General features: G+C 66.7%; 20 protein-coding genes. 12 read left to right on the forward strand and 8 right to left on the reverse strand.

Annotated features, from left to right (window positions below; translation table 11 throughout):
* The first annotated feature begins 38 nt into the window (after positions 1-38).
* The 11 genes from C563_RS0102695 (at position 39) to C563_RS0102745 (ending at position 11,173) form a co-directional block, all read left to right on the forward strand.
* Positions 39-2,288, forward strand: a complete 2,250-nt coding sequence (locus C563_RS0102695; RefSeq protein ID WP_018760491.1) for an RNA degradosome polyphosphate kinase — start codon at positions 39-41, stop codon at positions 2,286-2,288.
* Positions 2,289-2,296: 8 nt separating this feature from the next.
* A complete protein-coding gene (locus C563_RS0102700) occupies positions 2,297-3,265 on the forward strand; it encodes an NUDIX hydrolase (RefSeq protein ID WP_026264307.1) in 969 nt (322 codons plus the stop codon).
* 72 nt (positions 3,266-3,337) lie between these two features.
* Positions 3,338-4,954 (forward strand): hypothetical protein, encoded by a 1,617-nt coding sequence (locus C563_RS0102705; RefSeq protein ID WP_018760493.1) that lies wholly within the window; start codon positions 3,338-3,340, stop codon positions 4,952-4,954.
* Entirely contained in the window at positions 4,951-5,754 is an 804-nt protein-coding gene (locus tag C563_RS0102710; protein WP_018760494.1) for a thymidylate synthase, read from the forward strand. Before C563_RS0102705 ends, C563_RS0102710 begins: the two co-directional genes overlap by 4 nt.
* Positions 5,751-6,335 carry a dihydrofolate reductase gene (locus C563_RS0102715; protein ID WP_018760495.1) on the forward strand — a complete coding sequence of 195 codons (585 nt, stop codon included), beginning with the start codon at positions 5,751-5,753 and terminating at the stop codon, positions 6,333-6,335. The genes C563_RS0102710 and C563_RS0102715 overlap by 4 nt, the downstream gene beginning before the upstream one ends.
* A gap of 4 nt (positions 6,336-6,339) precedes the next feature.
* Entirely contained in the window at positions 6,340-6,558 is a 219-nt protein-coding gene (locus C563_RS0102720) for an NF038396 family protein (RefSeq protein ID WP_018760496.1), read from the forward strand.
* Between the two features lie 113 nt (positions 6,559-6,671).
* Positions 6,672-7,649 (forward strand): hypothetical protein, encoded by a 978-nt coding sequence (locus C563_RS0102725; RefSeq protein WP_133830338.1) that lies wholly within the window; start codon positions 6,672-6,674, stop codon positions 7,647-7,649.
* 23 nt (positions 7,650-7,672) lie between these two features.
* The gene (locus C563_RS0102730; RefSeq protein WP_018760498.1) at positions 7,673-8,317 is read left to right on the forward strand and encodes a hypothetical protein; all 645 of its coding nucleotides are present in this window, start codon (positions 7,673-7,675) and stop codon (positions 8,315-8,317) included.
* Between the two features lie 2 nt (positions 8,318-8,319).
* Entirely contained in the window at positions 8,320-8,736 is a 417-nt protein-coding gene (locus C563_RS0102735) for a hypothetical protein (RefSeq protein WP_018760499.1), read from the forward strand.
* Between the two features lie 103 nt (positions 8,737-8,839).
* Positions 8,840-9,982: an aspartate-semialdehyde dehydrogenase gene (gene asd, locus C563_RS0102740; protein ID WP_026264309.1), complete on the forward strand. Its 1,143-nt coding sequence runs from the start codon at positions 8,840-8,842 to the stop codon at positions 9,980-9,982.
* 30 nt (positions 9,983-10,012) lie between these two features.
* Complete coding sequence (locus C563_RS0102745) at positions 10,013-11,173, forward strand: cation:proton antiporter (RefSeq protein WP_018760501.1); 1,161 nt, start codon at positions 10,013-10,015, stop codon at positions 11,171-11,173.
* On the opposite strand, the gene C563_RS0102750 is transcribed toward C563_RS0102745, so the two are convergent.
* Together C563_RS0102750 and C563_RS0102755 are read right to left on the reverse strand one after the other, a co-directional pair.
* Positions 11,170-12,270, reverse strand: coding sequence for a winged helix DNA-binding domain-containing protein (locus tag C563_RS0102750; protein WP_018760502.1), 1,101 nt, complete (start codon positions 12,268-12,270; stop codon positions 11,170-11,172). The two genes, C563_RS0102745 and C563_RS0102750, sit on opposite strands and share 4 nt — an antisense overlap.
* A 49-nt stretch (positions 12,271-12,319) precedes the next feature.
* Entirely contained in the window at positions 12,320-13,387 is a 1,068-nt protein-coding gene (locus C563_RS0102755; RefSeq protein WP_018760503.1) for a UDP-N-acetylmuramate dehydrogenase, read from the reverse strand.
* A 185-nt stretch (positions 13,388-13,572) separates the two neighbouring features.
* Between C563_RS0102755 and C563_RS0102760 the strand changes: the two genes are divergently transcribed.
* Positions 13,573-14,553, forward strand: a complete 981-nt coding sequence (locus C563_RS0102760; RefSeq protein WP_026264310.1) for a trypsin-like serine peptidase — start codon at positions 13,573-13,575, stop codon at positions 14,551-14,553.
* Positions 14,554-14,662: 109 nt separating this feature from the next.
* Here C563_RS0102760 and C563_RS0102765 read toward each other — a convergent pair whose 3' ends face one another.
* The 6 genes from C563_RS0102765 to C563_RS0102790 form a co-directional block, all read right to left on the reverse strand.
* Positions 14,663-15,100, reverse strand: a complete 438-nt coding sequence (locus C563_RS0102765; RefSeq protein ID WP_018760505.1) for a MaoC family dehydratase — start codon at positions 15,098-15,100, stop codon at positions 14,663-14,665.
* Positions 15,101-15,102: 2 nt separating this feature from the next.
* Positions 15,103-15,564 carry an FAS1-like dehydratase domain-containing protein gene (locus C563_RS0102770; RefSeq protein ID WP_018760506.1) on the reverse strand — a complete coding sequence of 154 codons (462 nt, stop codon included), beginning with the start codon at positions 15,562-15,564 and terminating at the stop codon, positions 15,103-15,105.
* A gap of 52 nt (positions 15,565-15,616) precedes the next feature.
* Positions 15,617-15,841 (reverse strand): DUF3188 domain-containing protein, encoded by a 225-nt coding sequence (locus tag C563_RS0102775; protein WP_018760507.1) that lies wholly within the window; start codon positions 15,839-15,841, stop codon positions 15,617-15,619.
* A 43-nt stretch (positions 15,842-15,884) separates the two neighbouring features.
* On the reverse strand, positions 15,885-16,844 hold the full coding sequence (locus tag C563_RS0102780; protein WP_018760508.1) for a DUF2797 domain-containing protein: 960 nt from the start codon (positions 16,842-16,844) through the stop codon (positions 15,885-15,887).
* Positions 16,845-16,872: 28 nt separating this feature from the next.
* Entirely contained in the window at positions 16,873-17,736 is an 864-nt protein-coding gene (locus C563_RS0102785; protein WP_018760509.1) for an HpcH/HpaI aldolase/citrate lyase family protein, read from the reverse strand.
* A 155-nt stretch (positions 17,737-17,891) separates the two neighbouring features.
* Positions 17,892-18,833 (reverse strand): aldo/keto reductase, encoded by a 942-nt coding sequence (locus C563_RS0102790; RefSeq protein WP_026264311.1) that lies wholly within the window; start codon positions 18,831-18,833, stop codon positions 17,892-17,894.
* Positions 18,834-18,855 lie beyond the last annotated feature (22 nt).

The raw sequence follows: 18,855 nt of genomic DNA on the forward strand, positions 1-18,855 counted from the left end.
AAGCGCCGGCACCACAGCGCCAGCCATAAGGAGAAGCCATGAACCCGGAACCCTCCGGAACAGCCACGTCCCAGGATGTTGCGTTGCCTGCCCGGGCGCGCTTCGGCTCCTCCGAGGTCCCTGCGGCACGGGCCACCCAGGACCGCATCGACATCCCGGAGTTCGCGCCCAACCTGCAGCCTGAGGGCGACATCCGGCCGGACCGATTCCTGGACCGCGAACTGAGCTGGCTCGCATTCAATTCCAGGGTGCTGGAGCTGGCCGAAGACCCCACCCTTCACCTCCTTGAACGCGTCAGCTTCCTGTCCATCTTCGCCTCCAACCTGGACGAATTTTTCATGGTCCGCGTGGCCGGCCTCAAGCGGCGCATCGCCACCGGCCTCGCCGTTCCGTCGCCCGCCGGACTCAGCCCGGTGGAGGTGCTGGAGCGGATCAGCGACGAAGCCCACCGGCTGCAGGAGCGGCACGCCCAGGTTTTCGCCGACCAGATCCGCCCGGCACTGGCGTACGAGCACATCCACGTCATGCAGTGGGGCGAACTGGACGACGCCGCCCAGCAGCAACTCAGCGTGATGTTTGCCGAGAAGGTCTTCCCCATCCTCACGCCGCTGGCAGTGGACCCTGCCCACCCGTTCCCGTACATCTCCGGGCTGTCACTGAACCTCGCCGTCGTGGTCCGGAACCCGGTCAGCGACAAGGAGCTCTTCGCCCGCGTCAAAGTGCCTGACCAGCTGCCCCGCCTGATTTCCATCGACGGTCCACGGGCCGGTGCGGTTCCCGGGCGGGTGGCACGGTTCATCGCCCTCGAGGAAGTCATTGCCGTCCACCTGGACAAGCTGTTCCCCGGCATGGAAGTGCTGGAGCACCACACCTTCCGCGTTACCCGCAACGAGGACGTGGAGGTGGAGGAGGACGACGCCGAGAACCTCCTGCAGGCGCTGGAGAAGGAACTGCTGCGCCGCCGCTTCGGCCCTCCGGTGCGGCTTGAGGTGACCACGGACATCAACCCGAACATCCGTGCACTCCTGATCCGCGAACTGGGGGTGGAGGAATCCGAGGTGTATTCCGTCCCCGCGCCGCTGGACATGCGTGGCCTGTCCGTCATTGCCGGAATCGACCGCGCCGACCTGCACTACCCCAAGCACATGCCGCACACGTCGCGGTACCTGAACGAGTCCGAAACCTCCAAGGCCGCCAACGTCTTTGCTGCCATGCGGCGCCGGGACATCCTGCTGCACCACCCGTACGATTCCTTCTCCACCTCGGTGCAGGCGTTCCTGGAACAGGCGGCGTCGGATCCAAAAGTCCAGGCGATCAAACAGACCCTTTACCGCACGTCCGGGGACTCCCCCATCGTCGATGCCCTGATCGACGCCGCGGAGGCAGGCAAGCAGGTCCTGGCCCTGGTGGAAATCAAGGCACGCTTCGATGAGCAGGCCAACATTTCCTGGGCCCGGAAGCTGGAGCAGGCAGGTGTCCATGTGGTGTACGGCATCGTCGGCCTGAAGACGCACTGCAAGCTTTCGCTGGTGGTGCGCCAGGAGGTTGACGGGCTGCGCCGCTACTGCCACATCGGCACCGGCAACTACCACCCCCGGACCGCCCGGTACTACGAGGACCTGGGCCTCCTGACCGCGAACGACCAGGTGGGCGAGGACCTTTCCAAGCTGTTCAACCAGCTCTCCGGCTACGCCCCCAAGTCCACCTTCAAGCGTCTGCTCGTAGCGCCCCGGTCCGTCCGCTCGGGACTCATCGACCGGATCGAGACGGAGATCCGCAATGCGCGCGCGGGCGTTCCCGGCCTGGTGCAGATCAAGGTGAACTCGATGGTGGACGAGGCCATCATCGATTCGCTGTACCGTGCTTCGCAGGCCGGCGTAAAAGTGGACGTCATCGTCCGCGGCATCTGCTCGCTGCGCCCGGGCGTCCCGGGCCTGAGCGAGAACATCACCGTGCGCTCCATCCTGGGCAGGTTCCTTGAGCACTCGCGGGTCTTCGCCTTTGCCAATGGCGGCGACCCCGTGGTGTACATCGGTTCGGCGGACATGATGCACCGGAACCTGGACCGCCGGGTGGAGGCACTGGTCCAGTTGAGCAGTGCGGACGACATCACCTATGTCCTTGACCTCCTGCAGCGCTACATGGACCCGGAAACGTCCAGCTGGCACTTGGACAACGAGGGCCGCTGGACCCGGCACCACCTTTCCGACGACGGCAAGCCGCTTGAGGATGTCCAGTCCTGGTTGCTGGCGTCCCGGCCGCGGCAGCGCAGCCTGAGCCGGCGCTAGGCAGCGCATTGTCGAGCGATGCACTCGTAGCCGACCAGACTGACCACCCGGGGGAACCCGTAGCCGTGACGGCTGCGGGTGCCATCCCATGGCGGGTCAACAAAGACCGGCTGGAAGTCCTGTTGATCCACCGGCCGCGCTATGACGACTGGTCATGGCCCAAGGGAAAGATCGACGACGGCGAGACGGTCCCGGAATGCGCTGTCCGGGAGGTGCGCGAGGAGATCGGCCTCGACGCGCCGCTGGGAATTCCCTTGCCGCCCATCCACTACCACGTCGCCTCCGGCCTCAAGAAGGTCCACTACTGGGCGGTCAAGGTCAACGGAAATGGGCTTGTTCCGGACGGCAAGGAGGTGGACAGCGTGATGTGGTGCGGCCCCGACAAGGCAGCCCGCCTGCTGTCCAACCCGTCCGACGTCGTCCCTTTGGAGTACCTGCGGGACGCGCATGGCCGCGGCAGCCTGGACACGTGGCCCCTGGTGGTACTCCGCCATGCCAAGGCCAAACCCCGTTCGTCCTGGAGCAAGGCCGAGGGCGAGCGGCCGCTGGCTGCCACCGGGACCCGGCAGGCGCAGGCCGTGGGCAGGCTCCTGCAGGCATGGAAGCCGATGCGGGTGGTCACCAGCCCGTGGCTGCGCTGCGTTGCCACCGTTGCTCCGTACGCACGGGCCACCGGGGCGAAGGTGAAGCTCGCCGAAGGCCTCACCGAGCACAGGCACCAGCGGAGCCCGCGCAAAACGGCGGCCGTGATCGAATCGCTCTTCGACAAGCAGCGGCCGGTGGTTGCCTGCACCCACCGGCCGGCCCTGCCGACAGTCCTCAAGCAGCTTGCCGGCCACATGCCTTCGCACCTGGCGAAATTGTTGCCCGCGGACGAGCCCTTCCTCTCCCCCGGCGAGCTGGTGGTGTGCCATGTAACCCATGGCGGGAAGAAGCGGATCGTGGCTGTGGAACAGTTCAAGCCGTTCGACGATTAACCGGGCACCGGCTTGACCGAGGGCTCCAGTCCGTCTTGACTGGGGGACCACGCACTGTTCTGGGGGGATAACGTGCACGCTGCCACCATTGCTGTTTTCGACGACGTTCCACCGCTGGCCCTGCTGTGGCCCCTTGTCCTGGCCGGTGGAGTGTACTGGCTCCTCTCGAGGGTCATCCGGGGAGCGAGGGAGGGCAGCCCCAGGGCGTCGGCGTCGCGCCACGCCTTCCTGGCGGGGCTGGTCGGGTGGCTTGCCAGTTCCCTGGTGCCCGCCGCGAACGCAGGGATCATTCCCCTCCCCCACTCAGCGGCCATCCCGGCAGCCATCCTTCCTGCCCTTGCCTGGCCGGTCCTCGGTTGCTTGGCTGCGCATGTCCTTGGGCAACTGAGTTATCCCCGGCGGCAGTCGCCACCGGACACTCCAGGCGGACCCCGGCGGCGGATCCGTGACATCGTTCCGCGCCGCCTTGGATGGACGGTGGCGGCCATTTTCGCGGGAGCCGCCGCGCTCATCGCGTGGATGTCCGCGCTGCCGGGTTTTCCTTCCCGCGCCTACGAGTCACGGCCCGACGGCCATGGGGGTTTCACCACTTTCGGTGGGGAAGGGCGCATCCCGGGCCAGGAGCTGGCACCGTACCTGGGCGGCGCCCTGATCGTCCTGGCTGCAGGGACGTTGTTCGTCCTGGCCTTGGCCGCCCGCCGGCCGCCTCTCACAGGCCTGACTCCGAGGGAGGATCACCTGCTGCGGATGATCGCCGGCAACCGCCTCCTCCGGACGGTGGCAACTGTGGCGTCCGGGCTGGGGGCGATCGCCGGAAACCACGCAGCGCGTCCCGATCCGGCCACCGGAACCAACAGTTGGGCCAATCCTGCCGGTGCCCTGAACCTGGTGGTCCTGGTGGTGATGCTCCTCTGGCGCCCGCCTGCCCTCCCGGGCCAACGGCCACCCCGCAAGTCCGCCCAGGTCACTGCCCGGCCCGAGACGATGCTGGCTGTATCAGTGGGACCGGCCATGGGGCTCGCGGCGTTCGTTTCCGTGCCGGTGGCTATTTTCGTCCCGTGGGCGGTGACAGGGCATGCCGACCTGGTGGCGGCCGTGTCAGCGGCTGCGGTGCTGGCCGTTGTTTCGCTCGGGGAATTGGTGATGCACCGCAATCACGGCTGGGCTGGCGCGCCCCGGCATTGGCCCCGGCAGCCCGTGCATCCCGCCTTGATGGTGGCTCTTGCGGCAGCGGCAGCTCTCCTGACGGCGGTGATCGCCTGTGTCGCAGGCCGGCAGGCTGAACTCGGGGTGCAGGCCGCGTGGGAGGTGACAGTATGGGCCAGCGCAGGCACAGCGCTCCTCTCTGCCGTCCCCCTCGCCCTCGCGAGGCGCCGCCGCAGTGTTGCGCCCGGGGTCCCGGGACTCGACGCAGCCCTCCGGGCCATCACGGTATACCGAGTGGCGCGGACGCTGACAGCCTTCTTCGCTGCCCAAGCGGGGGTGCTCCTGATGAGCGCGGGGCACACCCTTGGGCGGCCGGCGGCTTCCGGTCCAGGCCCATGGGACGCGGTGTGGCAGGGGGCATCCGGCCTCGGCGCCTTGTTGACCGCCACCGCCGTACTGATCGCAGTGGCCCCGGTCTCCGTCATTGCCCGGGGCCCCGAAGCCAGCCTTTCGTTGGGACCACCCAGTAGACTTGGGGCGTGAGCATCCCTACGCCTTATGAAGACCTCCTGCACGATGTCCTGGCCACCGGCACCCATAAATCAGACCGTACCGGCACCGGAACCACCAGCGTTTTCGGCCGCCAGATGCGCTTTGACCTCTCCAGGAGCTTCCCGCTGATCACCACCAAGCGGGTCCACTTCAAGTCCGTCGCCGTTGAACTCCTGTGGTTCCTGCGCGGCGAGACCAACATCAAGTGGATGACGGACCAAGGCGTCACCATCTGGAACGAATGGGCCGACGAAGACGGCGACCTGGGCCCGGTGTACGGCGTGCAGTGGCGTTCCTGGCCCACCCCCGACGGCGGCCACATCGACCAGATCGCCGAACTCATCGAGAACCTGAAATCGAACCCGGACTCCCGCCGGCACCTTGTGTCCGCCTGGAACGTCTCCGAGCTCAACGACATGGCGCTCCCGCCCTGCCATGCGTTCTTCCAGTTCTACGTGGCGAACGGCAAGCTCTCCTGCCAGCTCTACCAGCGCTCGGCTGACATGTTCCTGGGCGTGCCGTTCAACATCGCCTCCTACGCATTGCTTACCTGCATGATCGCCCAGCAGGTGGGGCTCGAACCCGGCGAGTTTGTCTGGACCGGAGGAGACGTCCACATCTACGAAAACCACATGGACCAGGTCCTTAAGCAGCTCGAACGCGAGCCCTACGAGTATCCTCAGCTGACGATCACCCGGAAGCCCGCGTCGATCTTCGACTACACGCTGGAGGACTTCGACGTGGTGGGCTACCAGCACCACCCCACCATCAAGGCGCCGATCGCGGTATGAGCACCGAAAACTTCACCGATCCGCAGTCCTTCACGGAGGAACTGGCCGCCTCCATCACCGGCGTGGGCCTGGTCTGGGCCCAGACCTCTGACGGGGTCATCGGGATGGACGGAGACATGCCCTGGCACCTGCCGGAGGACCTCAAGCACTTCAACCGGCTGACCACCGGGCACCCGGTCATCATGGGCCGCAAGACCTGGCTGTCCTTCCCGGACAAGTACCGTCCGCTGCCGGGGCGCACCAACATCGTCATCACCCGGCAGAAAAGCTGGGCCGGCACGCCGGAGGCGGAGGGCGCCGTGGTGGTTCCCTCCCTGGATGACGCGCTCCTTGAGTCGCAGTTCGTCGACGGCGGCGAGACAGTCTGGATCCTGGGCGGCGGCGATGTTTTCCGCCAGTCCACGGACCTCGCCAACGTCGCGGTGGTCACCACCATCGATGTGAAAGCCGACGGCGACACGTTCGCCCCGGAGCTTGGCCCCAGTTGGGAGGCCACGGCCTCCGTCCCGCCGGACGGCTGGCTGACTGCCGCCAACGGCACACGCTACCGATTCACCAAATGGTCACGGACCGAGGGCTAGGAACATGCTGAAGAAACCCGAAACCCTGTTCGTCCTGGGCTACATGCTGCTGCCCCTGCTGGCCTTGCTGTCCGCGATCGTGGGGCTGACCATGATCCTGGGCGGCAACAAGATCGCCGGGGCCATCGTGCTGGTGGTGGTCACTCAGGTGTTCACCTTCGGCGCGTTCTTTGCGCTGCGCGCCCGGAAAGCTGCCGTGCTGGAGCAGTCGGACCAAAGCTAGCGCTTACGGCAGCGGCATGGGGAGTCCACCCCATCGCGGGTAGCCCGGTCCTGGCCTAGGCTGGGCACGCGGCACTCTGGGGGCTGTCGAATAAAATATTGGGGGGAATCCTGGTGGCAGGAACTTTGTGGGGCGCCGACGTCGTGCAACTGCGGGCCCTTGCGCAGCAGTTCAACAAGACAGCCGACCTGTTGCAGCAGCAGTCGACGCAGCTAAGCAGCCAGATCAACAACAATCCGGCATGGAAGGGCGCTGACGCCCAGCGGTTCCGGTCTGACTGGAACAGCAGCCACCGCACGCTCCTTCAACAAACCGTCGCCCGCTTGAAGCAGGAGTCCAAAGTCCTGCTCAGGAACGCGGACGAGCAGGAGAAGGCCAGCACCGGCTCCGGCGCCGGCGGAGGACCTGGCAACGGCTCTCCCGCCGGCAACAACGGTCCCCGCCCGCCAATCCCGGGTCAGGGCAGCAACGATCCGTGGGGCCCGGGCTGGCTCACGGATCCCAACTCCCCTTTCCGCAGCGGCTGGGACATCTACAACCTCACCAAAGCGTTGCCGAACCTTCGGGCAGGACTGTTCGATCTTCCCCATTTCATTAGCAAGGCAGACAACCTCGGTGAGTTCCTGTTCTCCAGGGACTTCCAGAACGTGGCAAAAGCATTCCAGAACACGAACATGTTGAGCCAGTATTTCAACACTTCATCGGAACTGTTCGACGGCAGGTGGGATACGGCCTTGCGTCTCGCCGAAGGTGGCAAGGCGGCGGAGTTCTTCAAATTTGGTGGCAGGGCCCTGGGTGGAATCGGGGTGGGTCTTGACGTTTTGGACACCGTCAACAACGCAAAGGAGGGCGACACAGGGGCCGCCGTCTACTCTGGAATCAAGGCCGGCCTCGGAGTGGTAAGTTTCGCTCCCCCGCCTGTCGGAACGGCGGCCATGGTCGCATCCGGAGCGTTGGCCATCTATGACAATGTGCCCATAGTCAAGGAAACAGTGAATGCCATCGGCGGGTCCATCGCTGACGGTGCCAAGGAAGTCTGGGAAGGCGCTGGGGACGCCGCCGAAAAAGTCGGCGACTTCTTTGGATTCTGAGCCCACAACGAGAGGTATGGACGATGACTGAGACAGCGACGGAAGCCGCCACCATCCCTGATGCGATCGGATATGGCTTTGCCGAAATGGTTACCCTTGCAAGCCTCCAGGGCGGGGACGCTGCGGTCCTCAGCGCTGAAGCACTGAGGGTGGACGGCTATATGGACAATACGGACATGGTGAGCGCAGGCGCGTCGTCACTGGTGGCCCGAGGCTTGGCCAAAGCCGAAAATGACGGGCTCCTCTCAGTGTCAGGACCCACTGCCGCCGTGGCCGCCCTGCTCTCCTCCGCCCTCCGTCGCATTGAGATCTCGCTGCTGACGGCCGACGGGGGCGACAGCGTGGTCTTCATGGAAAATGACGACATCCATCTGCTGTTCCAGCCCCGCTCCTACTTCACGTGGTGGGCAATGGCCCAGCGGCCGGACGTTACCGCCGCCGAAGCCAACCTCATGGTTATCAAGCAGCACCTGGACAGCAACCCGGGGGGCGGCGCCACTCTCCGCCGCCGCGAGGATCCCACCGGACAGACCCTGTACGTGAAGAATGGCGGCGACGGATCATGGACCACTGGTACCTCCACACCCAGGCAGGCAGACATCGCTGAAACCAAAGGCGTGGACGACGCCGGCCTCCTTCACCAAATCCGCGCCATCCGTCAGGACTGACTGTGACCTTCGACCGTGACCGCGAGCGGCGCAACGACGCCGTTCACGCCGAACACAAGGCCGCGCTTGCACGGGGTGAAAAGCGGGTGCTGCGCACCACCAGCACCGGCGAATTGCACAGTTACCCCGCCGACGAAATTGGGTTTTCCCCAGGCCGTGGCCACGTACAGGTCCAAACCTGGTGGGGTATGGGGATCCTGACCGGCGTCATGGTGCTCTTGACCCTCCTTTCCCTCGTCATACTGCTCAGGCCCCTGCCGGACGGCGGCCAGCCGTTCTGGGGCGCCCTGGTCCTCACTGCATTCGGCATTTTTGGAGCCTGGTATACCTTCGGCATGGCGAGGGACGAGTACCGGGCCAAGAAACTGCGGAAGGAAAGGCATGCGCCGGAACCCGGAGCAGGACCCCTCAGTGAATGAACCGCATGGCCGCACGAGGCGCCCGCCACCTCGACGGGGAGGGCCCGGCCGGGCGTGACGTAACCGACTGCGCCCGGCTGGTTCCGAAGTCTAAACTGGTCGAATGACTACAGCAGCTACCCCTTCCGTCGGCCTGGTCGGATGGCGCGGCATGGTCGGCTCCGTCCTCATGCAGCGCATGCAGGACGAGGGCGACTTCGCCAACATCAACCCGGTGTTCTTCTCCACCTCCAACGCCGGAGGTGCCGCGCCGTCGATTGCCGGAACAGCAGGAGGCAGCGCCGGCAAGCTCGAGAACGCGTTCGACGTCGACACGCTGGCCAAGCTGCCCATTATCGTCACCGCCCAGGGCGGTGACTACACCAAGCAGGTCCACGGCGAACTGCGCAGCCGTGGCTGGGACGGCCTTTGGATCGACGCCGCTTCCACCCTGCGCATGAGCGACGACTCCATCATTGTCCTGGACCCCATCAACCGCGACGTCATCGACAAGGGCCTGGTCAACGGCACCAAGGACTTCATTGGCGGCAACTGCACCGTGTCCTGCATGCTCATGGGCCTGGGCGGCCTGTTCAAGAACGGGCTGGTGGAGTGGGGCACCTCCATGACCTACCAGGCTGCCTCCGGCGGCGGAGCCCGGCACATGCGTGAGTTGCTCAGCCAGTTCGGCACGCTCAACGCCGAGGTGAGCACGGAGCTGGACGACCCCGCGTCGGCCATCCTGGACATCGACCGCAAGGTCCTCGCCCACCAGCGCACGGACATCGACGCCACCCAGTTCGGCGTCCCCCTGGCCGGCTCCCTGATCCCCTGGATCGACGCAGACCTGGGCAACGGGCAGTCCAAGGAAGAGTGGAAGGCCGGGGTTGAAACCAACAAGATCCTGGGCACCTCCGACGAAAACCGGGTGATCATGGACGGGCTCTGCGTCCGTATCGGCGCCATGCGTTCCCACTCCCAGGCCCTCACTCTGAAGCTCCGCGAGGACCTGTCCGTGGCCGAGATCGAGAAGCTGCTGGACGAGGACAACCAGTGGGCCAAGGTGGTTCCCAATACCAAGGAAGCCTCCATGGCCGACCTGACCCCCGTCGCCGCCTCCGGAACCCTGGACATCCCGGTGGGCCGCATCCGCAAGATGGAAATGGGCCCGCAGTACATCAGCGCCTTCACCGTGGGCGACCAGCTCCTCTGGGGGGCCGCTGAGCCGCTGCGCCGCATGCTTAACATCGCCACCGGCAACCTGTAACAGCCGGCCCGGCCGCCGCGCAGGCAGATCATGGCATTCCTGGTCCTCGCCCTGATCACCGTGGTTGCCATGGCCGGCCCGTTGCTGGCGCTGCCTGCCAAATGGCGGGTTCCAGTGGTGGCCGGCGAGCTGTTCGCCGGCGTCGCCATTGGCCGTAGCGGGCTGAACCTGGTCGACGCCTCCGACCCCACGCTGCGGCTCCTGTCCGACGTCGGTTTTGCGCTGCTGATGTTTGTCGTCGGTACCCATGTGCCCGTCAGGGACGCCAGGATCCGGGCAGCCCTCGGCCACGGTGCGGTGCAGGCCGGGGTGGCTGCGGTTCTGGCTGCCGCCACCGGCGTTGCAGTTGCGGCGGCCTTTGGTACCGGCCATGCCCCGCTCTACGCGGTCCTGCTCGCTTCCTCCTCGGCGGCGATGGTCCTGCCGATCGTTGACTCCCTGGGCCTCAGCGGCCCTCCCGTGCTGGCTATGACGGCACAGGTGGCCATCGCGGATGTCGCCTGCATCGTGGCGCTCCCCCTTGCCTTGGACCCGGTGAACGCCGGCCGGGCCGCGGTAGGCTCCCTCGCCGTCGCGCTTTGCTCAGTGGTGCTGTTCCTGCTGCTGCGGCGCGCCGAGCAGTCAGGCGCCCGGGCCAGGCTGCATAGACTGTCGGAAAACCGGAGGTTCGCCCTGGAACTCCGGATCCAATTGGCAATCCTCTTCGCCCTGGCCGGACTGGCCGTGCTGAACAACGTATCCATCATGTTGGCCGGCTTCGCCTTCGGCCTGGTGGTGGCGGCCGTGGGTGAGCCCCGGCGCCTTGCCCACCAGTTGTTCGCGGTCAGCGACGGGTTCCTGGGCCCTGTCTTCTTTGTGTGCCTGGGCGCCTCACTGAACCTAAGCGAGCTGGCGGCGCACCCTGGCATGATCCTGCTGGGACTGTGCCTCGGTGGCGGATCACTGCTCATCCATGTGGTCCTCCGCCTGCTGGGCGTGCCGGCCATCCTCGGCGTCCTGTCCGCTGCCCAGCTTGGCATCCCGGTGGCCGCGGCCAGCATCGGAACCCGGACGGGGGTCCTGCTGCCCGGGGAGGGCGCCGCAGTGCTGCTCGGGGCCTTGGTCACGATCGCCGCGAGTGCCTTTGCAGGGCAGCGTGCCGCCCGGCGGTGGACGCCACCGGCAGCTGCGAAGCCGCTTCCGACAACCTAGCGGGCCAGGAACTCCAGATACTCCCGCGCGGCCTTGGCAAGCGCTCTTTGGGCTGCCGGGCCGAACGCCGCGGCTGCGTCGAACATTTCGGGAACGACGACGGCGCTCCGGCCGGTGCCCCGGACCATCCAGGTGCCAGCCACCATTCCCGCGGCCACCAGGGTTTTCTTGAAGATGCCGTTGCCGCCCGGAACGATCAGGTCGAAGTGCTCCGGGGCCAGGACGGGCGTGCGGTCAGTGTAGCCGAGGACGAACTCGTCGAACCCGGGCAGCAGGTGCACGGAGCGGGCGCCCGGCAGGCCGGTATCGATGAGGGACGCTGTCTCGGGCGACATCCAGTATGTGGTCCCCTCCCATTCCAGCTGAGCGAGTTGCGCACTGACCTCCATGAGCGCGGACCTCACCTCGGTCAGCGGCAGCTGCGTCCACCAGGCGAAGTCCCGGAGCGTGGCCGGGCCGTGGCTGCGGAGGTAGCGCAGCAGGAATTCCGCCAGGGCCTCCTCCCGGTCCAGGCGGCGGGACGAGGGTATCCACTGGTCGTACGCGGCGATCAGCTGCTGGTTCCCGGCCAGGGGGCCCAGCACCAGCCAGCCGTGCCGGCAGAGCGAGCCCAGGAGGTGGACGCCCCGCTGCCCTTGGGTCGGCTGGCCGCCGGCGTCGAATTCCCGGAACAATTCCGGGCGGCTGATGGGGCCATCCGCCAGGATCCGGTCAAGGGCGATGTCCCGCGCCTTCTCAACGTCCGCCCACGCAATGTCCAGCTGGCGGTGCCGGGCAGCGATGCTCCGGGTGAGCCGATCGGCCGTTAGGTCGAGCATCCAGCGCAGGTCTTCGGGGGCCACCAGATGAAGCGTTCCGCGCATAGGCCAGGACCGCACCACCGCGCCGGTGTTGATGGCGGCACGCACGTCCGTGAGTCCGGCACCAGGCATCCGCACTCCCACCGCCCACAGGGCTGCGGGCAGGTCCTGCGCCTGCAAGGCAGTCATCCACCGGACCAGTTCCGGCACCGTGCCGCTTCCGCCCGCAAGCCGTTGCGACGCGAGCCGCAGCCTGCCTATCATCCTGCGGTCGCGCAGGGCACCTCGTGCAGCCATGGCCCCATCCTAGGCCGGGGCACGGCTGCCCGGAGCTACACCCGGTCCCTTAGAGTTCCAGTCCGATAAGCAGCGGCTCGGGGTGCAGCAGGATCCCAAAACGGCGTTCGACGCCGGTGCGCACCTCCCGCGCCACGGCCACCATGTCCGCCGCGCTGGCTGAGCCGCGGTTGGTGACGGCGAGCGTGTGCTTGGTGGACAGGGAGGCGCGGCCCGCGGATACGCTTCCCGGTTCCAGCCCGAACCCCTTGCCGAACCCGGCCTGGTCAATCAGCCACGCTGCCGAGAGTTTCACCAGTCCGTCCCCTCCTGCCGGATAGCGGGGAGCCGATTCGGGCAGCGTGTCGGCCACGTCCGCCGGGACGATGGGGTTGGTGAAGAACGACCCGGTGGAATAGGTATCCCTGTCGGCGGCGTCCCACACCATCCCCTTGGAGGCACGCAGGCGGAGCACTTCCCGGCGGACGTCATTGGCGTAAGCGCGCTTGCCCACCTCGACGCCGAGGGAGCGGGCCAGCTCGGCGTACCGGATGGGCGCGCTCATGCGGCCCAGCGGCAGCTGGAATTCAACAGTGAGGACAACGTACCGGGGGGAACCGTCAACGGTGGTCCGCTTCAGGATGGAGTCACGGTAGCCGAATTCAAGTTCGGAATTGGTAAACGTCTGCACCGCGTTCCGTTCCCGGTCCCAGGTGCGGACGGCGGCGATGGTCTGGGATACCTCGGCACCGTACGCTCCCACATTTTGGACGGGCGTGGCCCCGGTGGAGCCAGGGATACCGGACAAGGCCTCTATCCCCGACCAGGCATGGCGAACGGCGTACTCCACCAACCGGTCCCAATTGTGGCCTGCCTGCACCACGACGGCCACGCCGCCGCACGAGTCCTCCGCATTCACGGTGAAGCCCTCCGAGGCGATCTTGACCACGGTCCCGGGGTACCCGTCGTCGGACACCAGGAGGTTGGAGCCGCCGCTGATGATCAGGACCTGCTCGCCGGCGGCATCCGCCGACCTGACGGCATCGATAATCTCGCCCTCGGTCCGGGCCTCGATGAAGGTGCCGGCGGGGCCGCCGACGGCGGACGTGGTCAGCTGGGAAAGCTTGGTGGCAGTCACCCATCAACAATACTAGGGAACGCCCAAGGAGCCCCGGCCAAGCGCCGCCTTGCAAGGAGTAACAGAATCAACAATTAACTAACAAACTCAGTGTTGAATATTTACAAACTTGTCATATATGCGTATTTTCGAGCCAGCGGATCACAGACCTGGGTCCGCTTTCCCCGATACCGCATAGGACTGCTATGACCATTACCAGGACTCTGGCCACGAGCCTCATGAGCCTATCGACAGCCGCAGTGTTCGCTTTCTCCTCGGCCGGCGGCGCAACAGCGGCACCCTCCGCCCCCGGAAACGACGCAGCTCCCGGGATCAGCAGCACCAGGACAACCGGTGACGCCGCGGACTACTGGACGCCGGAGCGGATGCGGGCAGCCGTCCCCGGCGATTCGCTCGCCAAGAAGGCACTGCAGCGGCAAAAGGGCAATGCTGCCCCGCTGGGGGAAACGCCCAGTAATGGCACCGAAACCAAAATCAAGGGATCGGATCCAACGGTCCAGCCGATGGCGAACGCCAGCGAAAGCCCCGTCCCGCATATCGGCAAGGTGTTCTTCACCCTGGGCGGAACCGACTATGTGTGCTCGGCCAACTCGGTGGCCGCCACGAACCGGAGCACTGTGTCCACTGCGGGCCACTGCATCAACGAGGGCCCCGGCGCCTTCGCCACCCGGTTCACGTTCGTCCCCGCCTACCTCAACGGATCCGCCCCGTACGGCAAGTGGACGGCCCGTGCCCTCTACGCCCCCACCCAGTGGAGCTCCTCGGGCAACATGCAGTACGACACCGGTTTCGCCGTTATGTCGCCGCTGAACGGCCGCAACCTCGCGGACGTCGTGGGCGCCTCCGGGGTCCGGTTCAATGCCGCCCGCGGCCTCGCCTACAAGGCATTCGGCTACCCGGCCGCGCCGCCTTTCAACGGCGAATCCCTCAAGAGCTGCTCGTGGACGGCCACCAACGATCCCTATAACCCGCAGTTCAACACCCAAGGCATCCCCTGCAACATGACCGGCGGTTCGTCGGGCGGTCCCTGGTTCATTGGCACCTCCGCGGGCGGTTACCAGAACTCGGTCAACAGCTATGGCTACGGCAGCAACTCCACCACCATGTACGGCCCGTATTGGGGCTCGGTCATCCAGTCGGCCTACAACGCCGCCGCCGCTTCCTGACCCACACGTGCCAAAAAGGTTGAGGGAGGATGCCCGCGGGGCGTCCTCCCTCAACCGCGTTAAACAGCCGCACCCGTGAAAACGGCCAGGCTGGGGTGCCAGCGCCTGGTCAGGCCAGCTTGACCTGTGCCTGGGCCTTCATCAACACCTTCTGCCCGGCGGCCACAACCGTGAGGTCAATCCGTGCGGTGTTGGCCTCGGCATCGAGCTTTCCGATGATGCCGCTGACCTCCACGGTGGCGCCGGGTTCCGTGGTGCCTGTGGTATCGGCGACCAGGACGGGCTTGGTGAAGCGGGTCTGGAAATCGACGACGGCGGCAGGGTCGCCCGCCCAATCGGTGACCAGCTGGACGGCAGAGCCCATGGTGAACATGCCATGCGCGATGACACCGGGCAGTTCCACGCTGGTGGCAAAAGCCTCGTTCCAGTGGATGGGGTTGAAGTCCCCGGAGGCGCCGGCATATTTGACCAGGTCCGTGCGGGTCACCTCGATGGTGCGGTTGCCGATGTCCTGGCCGGGGCTGAGTTCAGTGAGGCTGGGGCGCATGGTTACTGTCCCTCTCCGCGGACCAGAATGGATGATGTGGTGGTGGTGACCTGTTCGCGGGAATCCCCGTCGCCGAGGGCAAAGATCTCTGAGCGGGTGGTGATCATGGCGCCGCCGCCCATGGCCCGGACACCGTCGACGTGCAGCTCCGCGACGAGGCGGTCTCCGGCCACGATGGCGCGGTGGTGGGTGAACCGCTGGTCGGCGTGGACCACGCGGGAGAAGTCGATTCCGGCTTCCGGATCCTCAATGAGCTGGGCATCGGCCCGCTGGGCGATGATGATGGCGAACGTGGGTGGGGCCACGAGATCGCGGTGGCCCAACGCCTTTGCTGCCTCAACGTCGAAGTGTGCGGCGTGCGTGGCCTTCACGGCGCGGGCGAACTCGCGGATTTTCTCCCGGCCAACGTCGTACACCTCTGCGGCAGGGTAGCTGCGGCCCTGCAGGTCAGGATTGATAGTCATGGATTCCAGCCTATCCTCAGCGCGTTGGCGGCAGGAAACGTGCGCCGAAACGCTACCGGCGGAGGTTCTTCCGGATGGACTGGCCGCGGACCACCATGCCGACGACGTGCAGCACCAGGCCCAGCCCGATCAGGGGCAGGGAAGCCATGGCCAGGCCCTGGTTGCCGCCGGTGTTGCCGATGAGGTTGAGGACAATGCCGACGGCAATCAGTCCCATCGCGCTGAAGACCAGGACTTTGTAGCGGGTTGGCGCGGTGGCCCAGAATTCGTTCAGCACCGTCCAAGTCTACCGAGCCCGGGGGCCCGGCAAACCCGGCGGGTCAGAACAGGGCTTCCTGAAGTGCCGGCACGGCTGAGGCGTACTCCCCCAGCACGATGGTCCTGGCGGCCAGTTGGGACAGGTTGACCACGAACCCGGCGTCCGTGCCGTCCAGCCGGGCCAGGGCGTTCGCTCCGCTCAGGGACGCGACGTCGAAGCCGTGGCACCCCCGGTCCAATGCGTGCGGGTACGCGTGGCGTGGCCCGGCCGCATGGAGGGCCCCGGCATGCACCGGCCGTACCCACTGCTCCGACACGGCGTCGAAGCCCTCGACGGCGGTGCGGGCCAGCAGGGCCCGCACCTGACCCGCGGCGCGGGCGTTGACGGCCGTCAATTCGGCGGCCGGAAGGGGGTACAACAGGGCCTCGGCCTTGGCCGCGGACCGGACCTGCTGGGTCAGGCCGGCCTGCTCCGTCACCAGGTCCTCCAGGACACGCACCACCCTTCCGTCCCGTGCCCTGGCGACGTAGGTTGCCGCCGCGGCTCCCTGTTCGGCCAGCCGGTTCCACTTTCGCGGTCCGGAGGCCGTTCCCACCTTCGTGGTGCCGCCTGCGAAAGTGGCCACATACAGCCAGTGTTCCTGCATCAGGTAGTCCCGCAAGCCGGGCGTGACCCGGCCGCCACGATGGAAATCATGCATCAGCCGGGACTCGTCCAGCACGAAGCACCGCTCGCACTGTTTTCCGCGGGCTGCGGCCGCCGCCGAGGCGCAAGGGAAATGGTCCCGCCGCGTTGACGAGTGAACCACCGTATGCCCCAGGCAGGATTTCCCGGTAAGGGCCACCTCGAAGCCCAGGCGTGCCCGCGGCGTGAGGCTGAGCTCCCGGAAGTCCCCGTCCGGTGACTGCAGGCGCAAAACCGGGCTGCCGGCGTCGTGCGCTGCTGTGGACGCCTGCGCCGCCGGGGAGGCGGGGGCCCCATCCCAAAAGACCCCGTGGACCAGATAGGGGGTATCGGCCAACGGGGTCTCCTGCGGGAACGGGGCGGCGTTAAAGGGCCGGCTGGACCCCGAAGGCTACGGCGAGCTTCATGATCTTCTCGGCGCGGCCCAGGCGGGGCAGGTCGGAGCCGTCACGGATGACGCGGCCGTTGGCTTCGAAGTCGTTCATGAAGTCGGTGGCCCAGGCGACGTCGGACGGGGTGGGGCTGATGACTTCGTTGATCACCGGGGTCTGGTCGATCGCCAGGCAGAGCTTGCCGGTCATGCCCATCATCACCGTGATGCCGGTCTGTTCGCGCAGGATGGGGTGGTTGGTGCCCACGGTGGGGCCGTCAATGGGGCCCGGCAGGTTGCCTACCCGGCTGGCGACCACCAGCTTGGCGCGGGGGTAGGCCATGGCCTCCGGGGTGGCGGCCATGCCGGTATCGCGGCGGAAGTCGCCGGAACCGAACGCCAGCCGGAACGCGCCCTGTGCCTTGGCGATGTTGTTGGCTTCCTCGATGCCGACCGCGGATTCCACCAGCGGGATCACGGGGGTCTTGCCGTCCATGCGGTGGAAGCTCTCGGTCACCTGGTCAGCCGACTCGGTCTTGGCGAGCATGACCCCCAGCAGGCCCGGGGTGCCGCGCAGGCCCGCGAGGTCATCGGCCCAGAACGGGCTGGTGGCGTCGTTGATCCGGACCCAGGCCTGGCCGCCGGCGGTCAGCCAGTCCACCACATTGGCCCTGGCCTGGTCCTTCTGCGACGGGTCCACGGCATCTTCAATATCCAGGATGATCGAATCGGCCCGGGACACGGCCGACTGGTCGAAGAGCTCCGGCTTCATGGCATTGACGAGGAGCCACGAACGGGCGATCTCTGCGGGGATATTGCGTTCCGGCCTTACGGTTTCGGCGGCGATGGTAGACGTCATGGTTTCTACAGTATCCGCCCGGGAAGCGGCACGGCGAAGAAAACGGCCGGCTTGTGAGGATCAATACGAACTAAACGCGTTATGACCGGATACGGAAGCGGCGGGCGCCCTGATGACCATGCATCGGGACGCCCGCCGCCACCATTGCGGAACGGTCAGGGGATGTTGCTGCCGCGCGCCGTCACCCAGAGCCGGTACCAGTCGGCCCGGGTCATGGCACCGGCCACCCTCTCCGCATCCGCACAGGCGAGGATGCGTTCGGGGTTGGCCGTCCCGATCACCGGCGCGATGCCGGACGGGTGCTTCATCAGCCAGCCCAGCAGGACCGACTCGCCGGTGGTCCCGTACTGCACCGCGAGTTCCGCCACAAGTTCTGCGGTGGCGGCCTCTGCAGGGGCCGGGCTTTCCAGCTCCGCCCCGGTGTAGGCGCCGCGGGCGAGGGACCCGTACGCCTGCAGGGTGATGTTGTTGCGGGCGCAGTACTCCAGCGTGCCGTGCGGGAAGCTGTACTCCAGGTGGTCCGGGTGGTTGACCAGGACCTGGCTTTCCAGCCATGCCCGCTTGAGCAGGCTCATCTCAAGCTGGTTGGCCACCACCGGCGTCTCCAGCCGGTCCCGCAAAGCCTCGATCTGGGCGGCGGACATGTTGGATACGCCCAACTGCCGGACCTTGCCTTCGGCCATCAGCTGCCCGACGGCGGACGCGACCTCCGCCGGGTCCGCCAGCGGATCCGGGCGGTGCAGCAGCAGGACGTCCACGAAGTCCGTCCGAAGCCTCCCGAGGCTGCTGTTGACCCGCTCCAGGATGCCTTCCCGGCTGAGGTCGTAGTGGGTCTGCAGGCCGCGTTCATTGAGCCGGATGCCGCACTTGGTCTGCAGCCGGATCCGCTCCCGCAGGCCCGGGGTGGCCGCCAGCACCTCGCCGAAAACTGCTTCCGACTTGCCCCGCCGGTAGATGTCCGCGTGATCGAACAGGGTGATCCCGGCGTCCATCGCCGCCTGGACGGCGGCAGCGGCCTGGTCCACATGCTTGGCTTCATGCGGCTCGTCAGACCAGCTGCCGCCCAGTCCCATGCACCCGTAGATGAGTTCCTGCATCAGGGGCACCCGGTTCCACGGC

Origin of the sequence: Arthrobacter sp. 135MFCol5.1, from assembly GCF_000374865.1 — a bacterium.
GTDB lineage: Bacteria > Actinomycetota > Actinomycetes > Actinomycetales > Micrococcaceae > Arthrobacter.

What these genes read in the sequence shown, in the direction of transcription:
- C563_RS0102695 (WP_018760491.1), top strand. Translation starts at nt 39, where the DNA reads ATGAACCCGGAACCCTCCGGAACAGCCACGTCCCAGGATGTTGCGTTG.
- C563_RS0102715 (WP_018760495.1), top strand. Translation starts at nt 5,751, where the DNA reads ATGAGCACCGAAAACTTCACCGATCCGCAGTCCTTCACGGAGGAACTG.
- C563_RS0102720 (WP_018760496.1), top strand. Translation starts at nt 6,340, where the DNA reads ATGCTGAAGAAACCCGAAACCCTGTTCGTCCTGGGCTACATGCTGCTG.
- C563_RS0102730 (WP_018760498.1), top strand. Translation starts at nt 7,673, where the DNA reads ATGACTGAGACAGCGACGGAAGCCGCCACCATCCCTGATGCGATCGGA.
- asd (WP_026264309.1), top strand. Translation starts at nt 8,840, where the DNA reads ATGACTACAGCAGCTACCCCTTCCGTCGGCCTGGTCGGATGGCGCGGC.
- C563_RS0102745 (WP_018760501.1), top strand. Translation starts at nt 10,013, where the DNA reads ATGGCATTCCTGGTCCTCGCCCTGATCACCGTGGTTGCCATGGCCGGC.
- C563_RS0102750 (WP_018760502.1), bottom strand. Translation starts at nt 12,270, where the DNA reads ATGGCTGCACGAGGTGCCCTGCGCGACCGCAGGATGATAGGCAGGCTG.
- C563_RS0102760 (WP_026264310.1), top strand. Translation starts at nt 13,573, where the DNA reads ATGACCATTACCAGGACTCTGGCCACGAGCCTCATGAGCCTATCGACA.
- C563_RS0102765 (WP_018760505.1), bottom strand. Translation starts at nt 15,100, where the DNA reads ATGCGCCCCAGCCTCACTGAACTCAGCCCCGGCCAGGACATCGGCAAC.
- C563_RS0102770 (WP_018760506.1), bottom strand. Translation starts at nt 15,564, where the DNA reads ATGACTATCAATCCTGACCTGCAGGGCCGCAGCTACCCTGCCGCAGAG.
- C563_RS0102785 (WP_018760509.1), bottom strand. Translation starts at nt 17,736, where the DNA reads ATGACGTCTACCATCGCCGCCGAAACCGTAAGGCCGGAACGCAATATC.
- C563_RS0102790 (WP_026264311.1), bottom strand. Translation starts at nt 18,833, where the DNA reads ATGCAGGAACTCATCTACGGGTGCATGGGACTGGGCGGCAGCTGGTCT.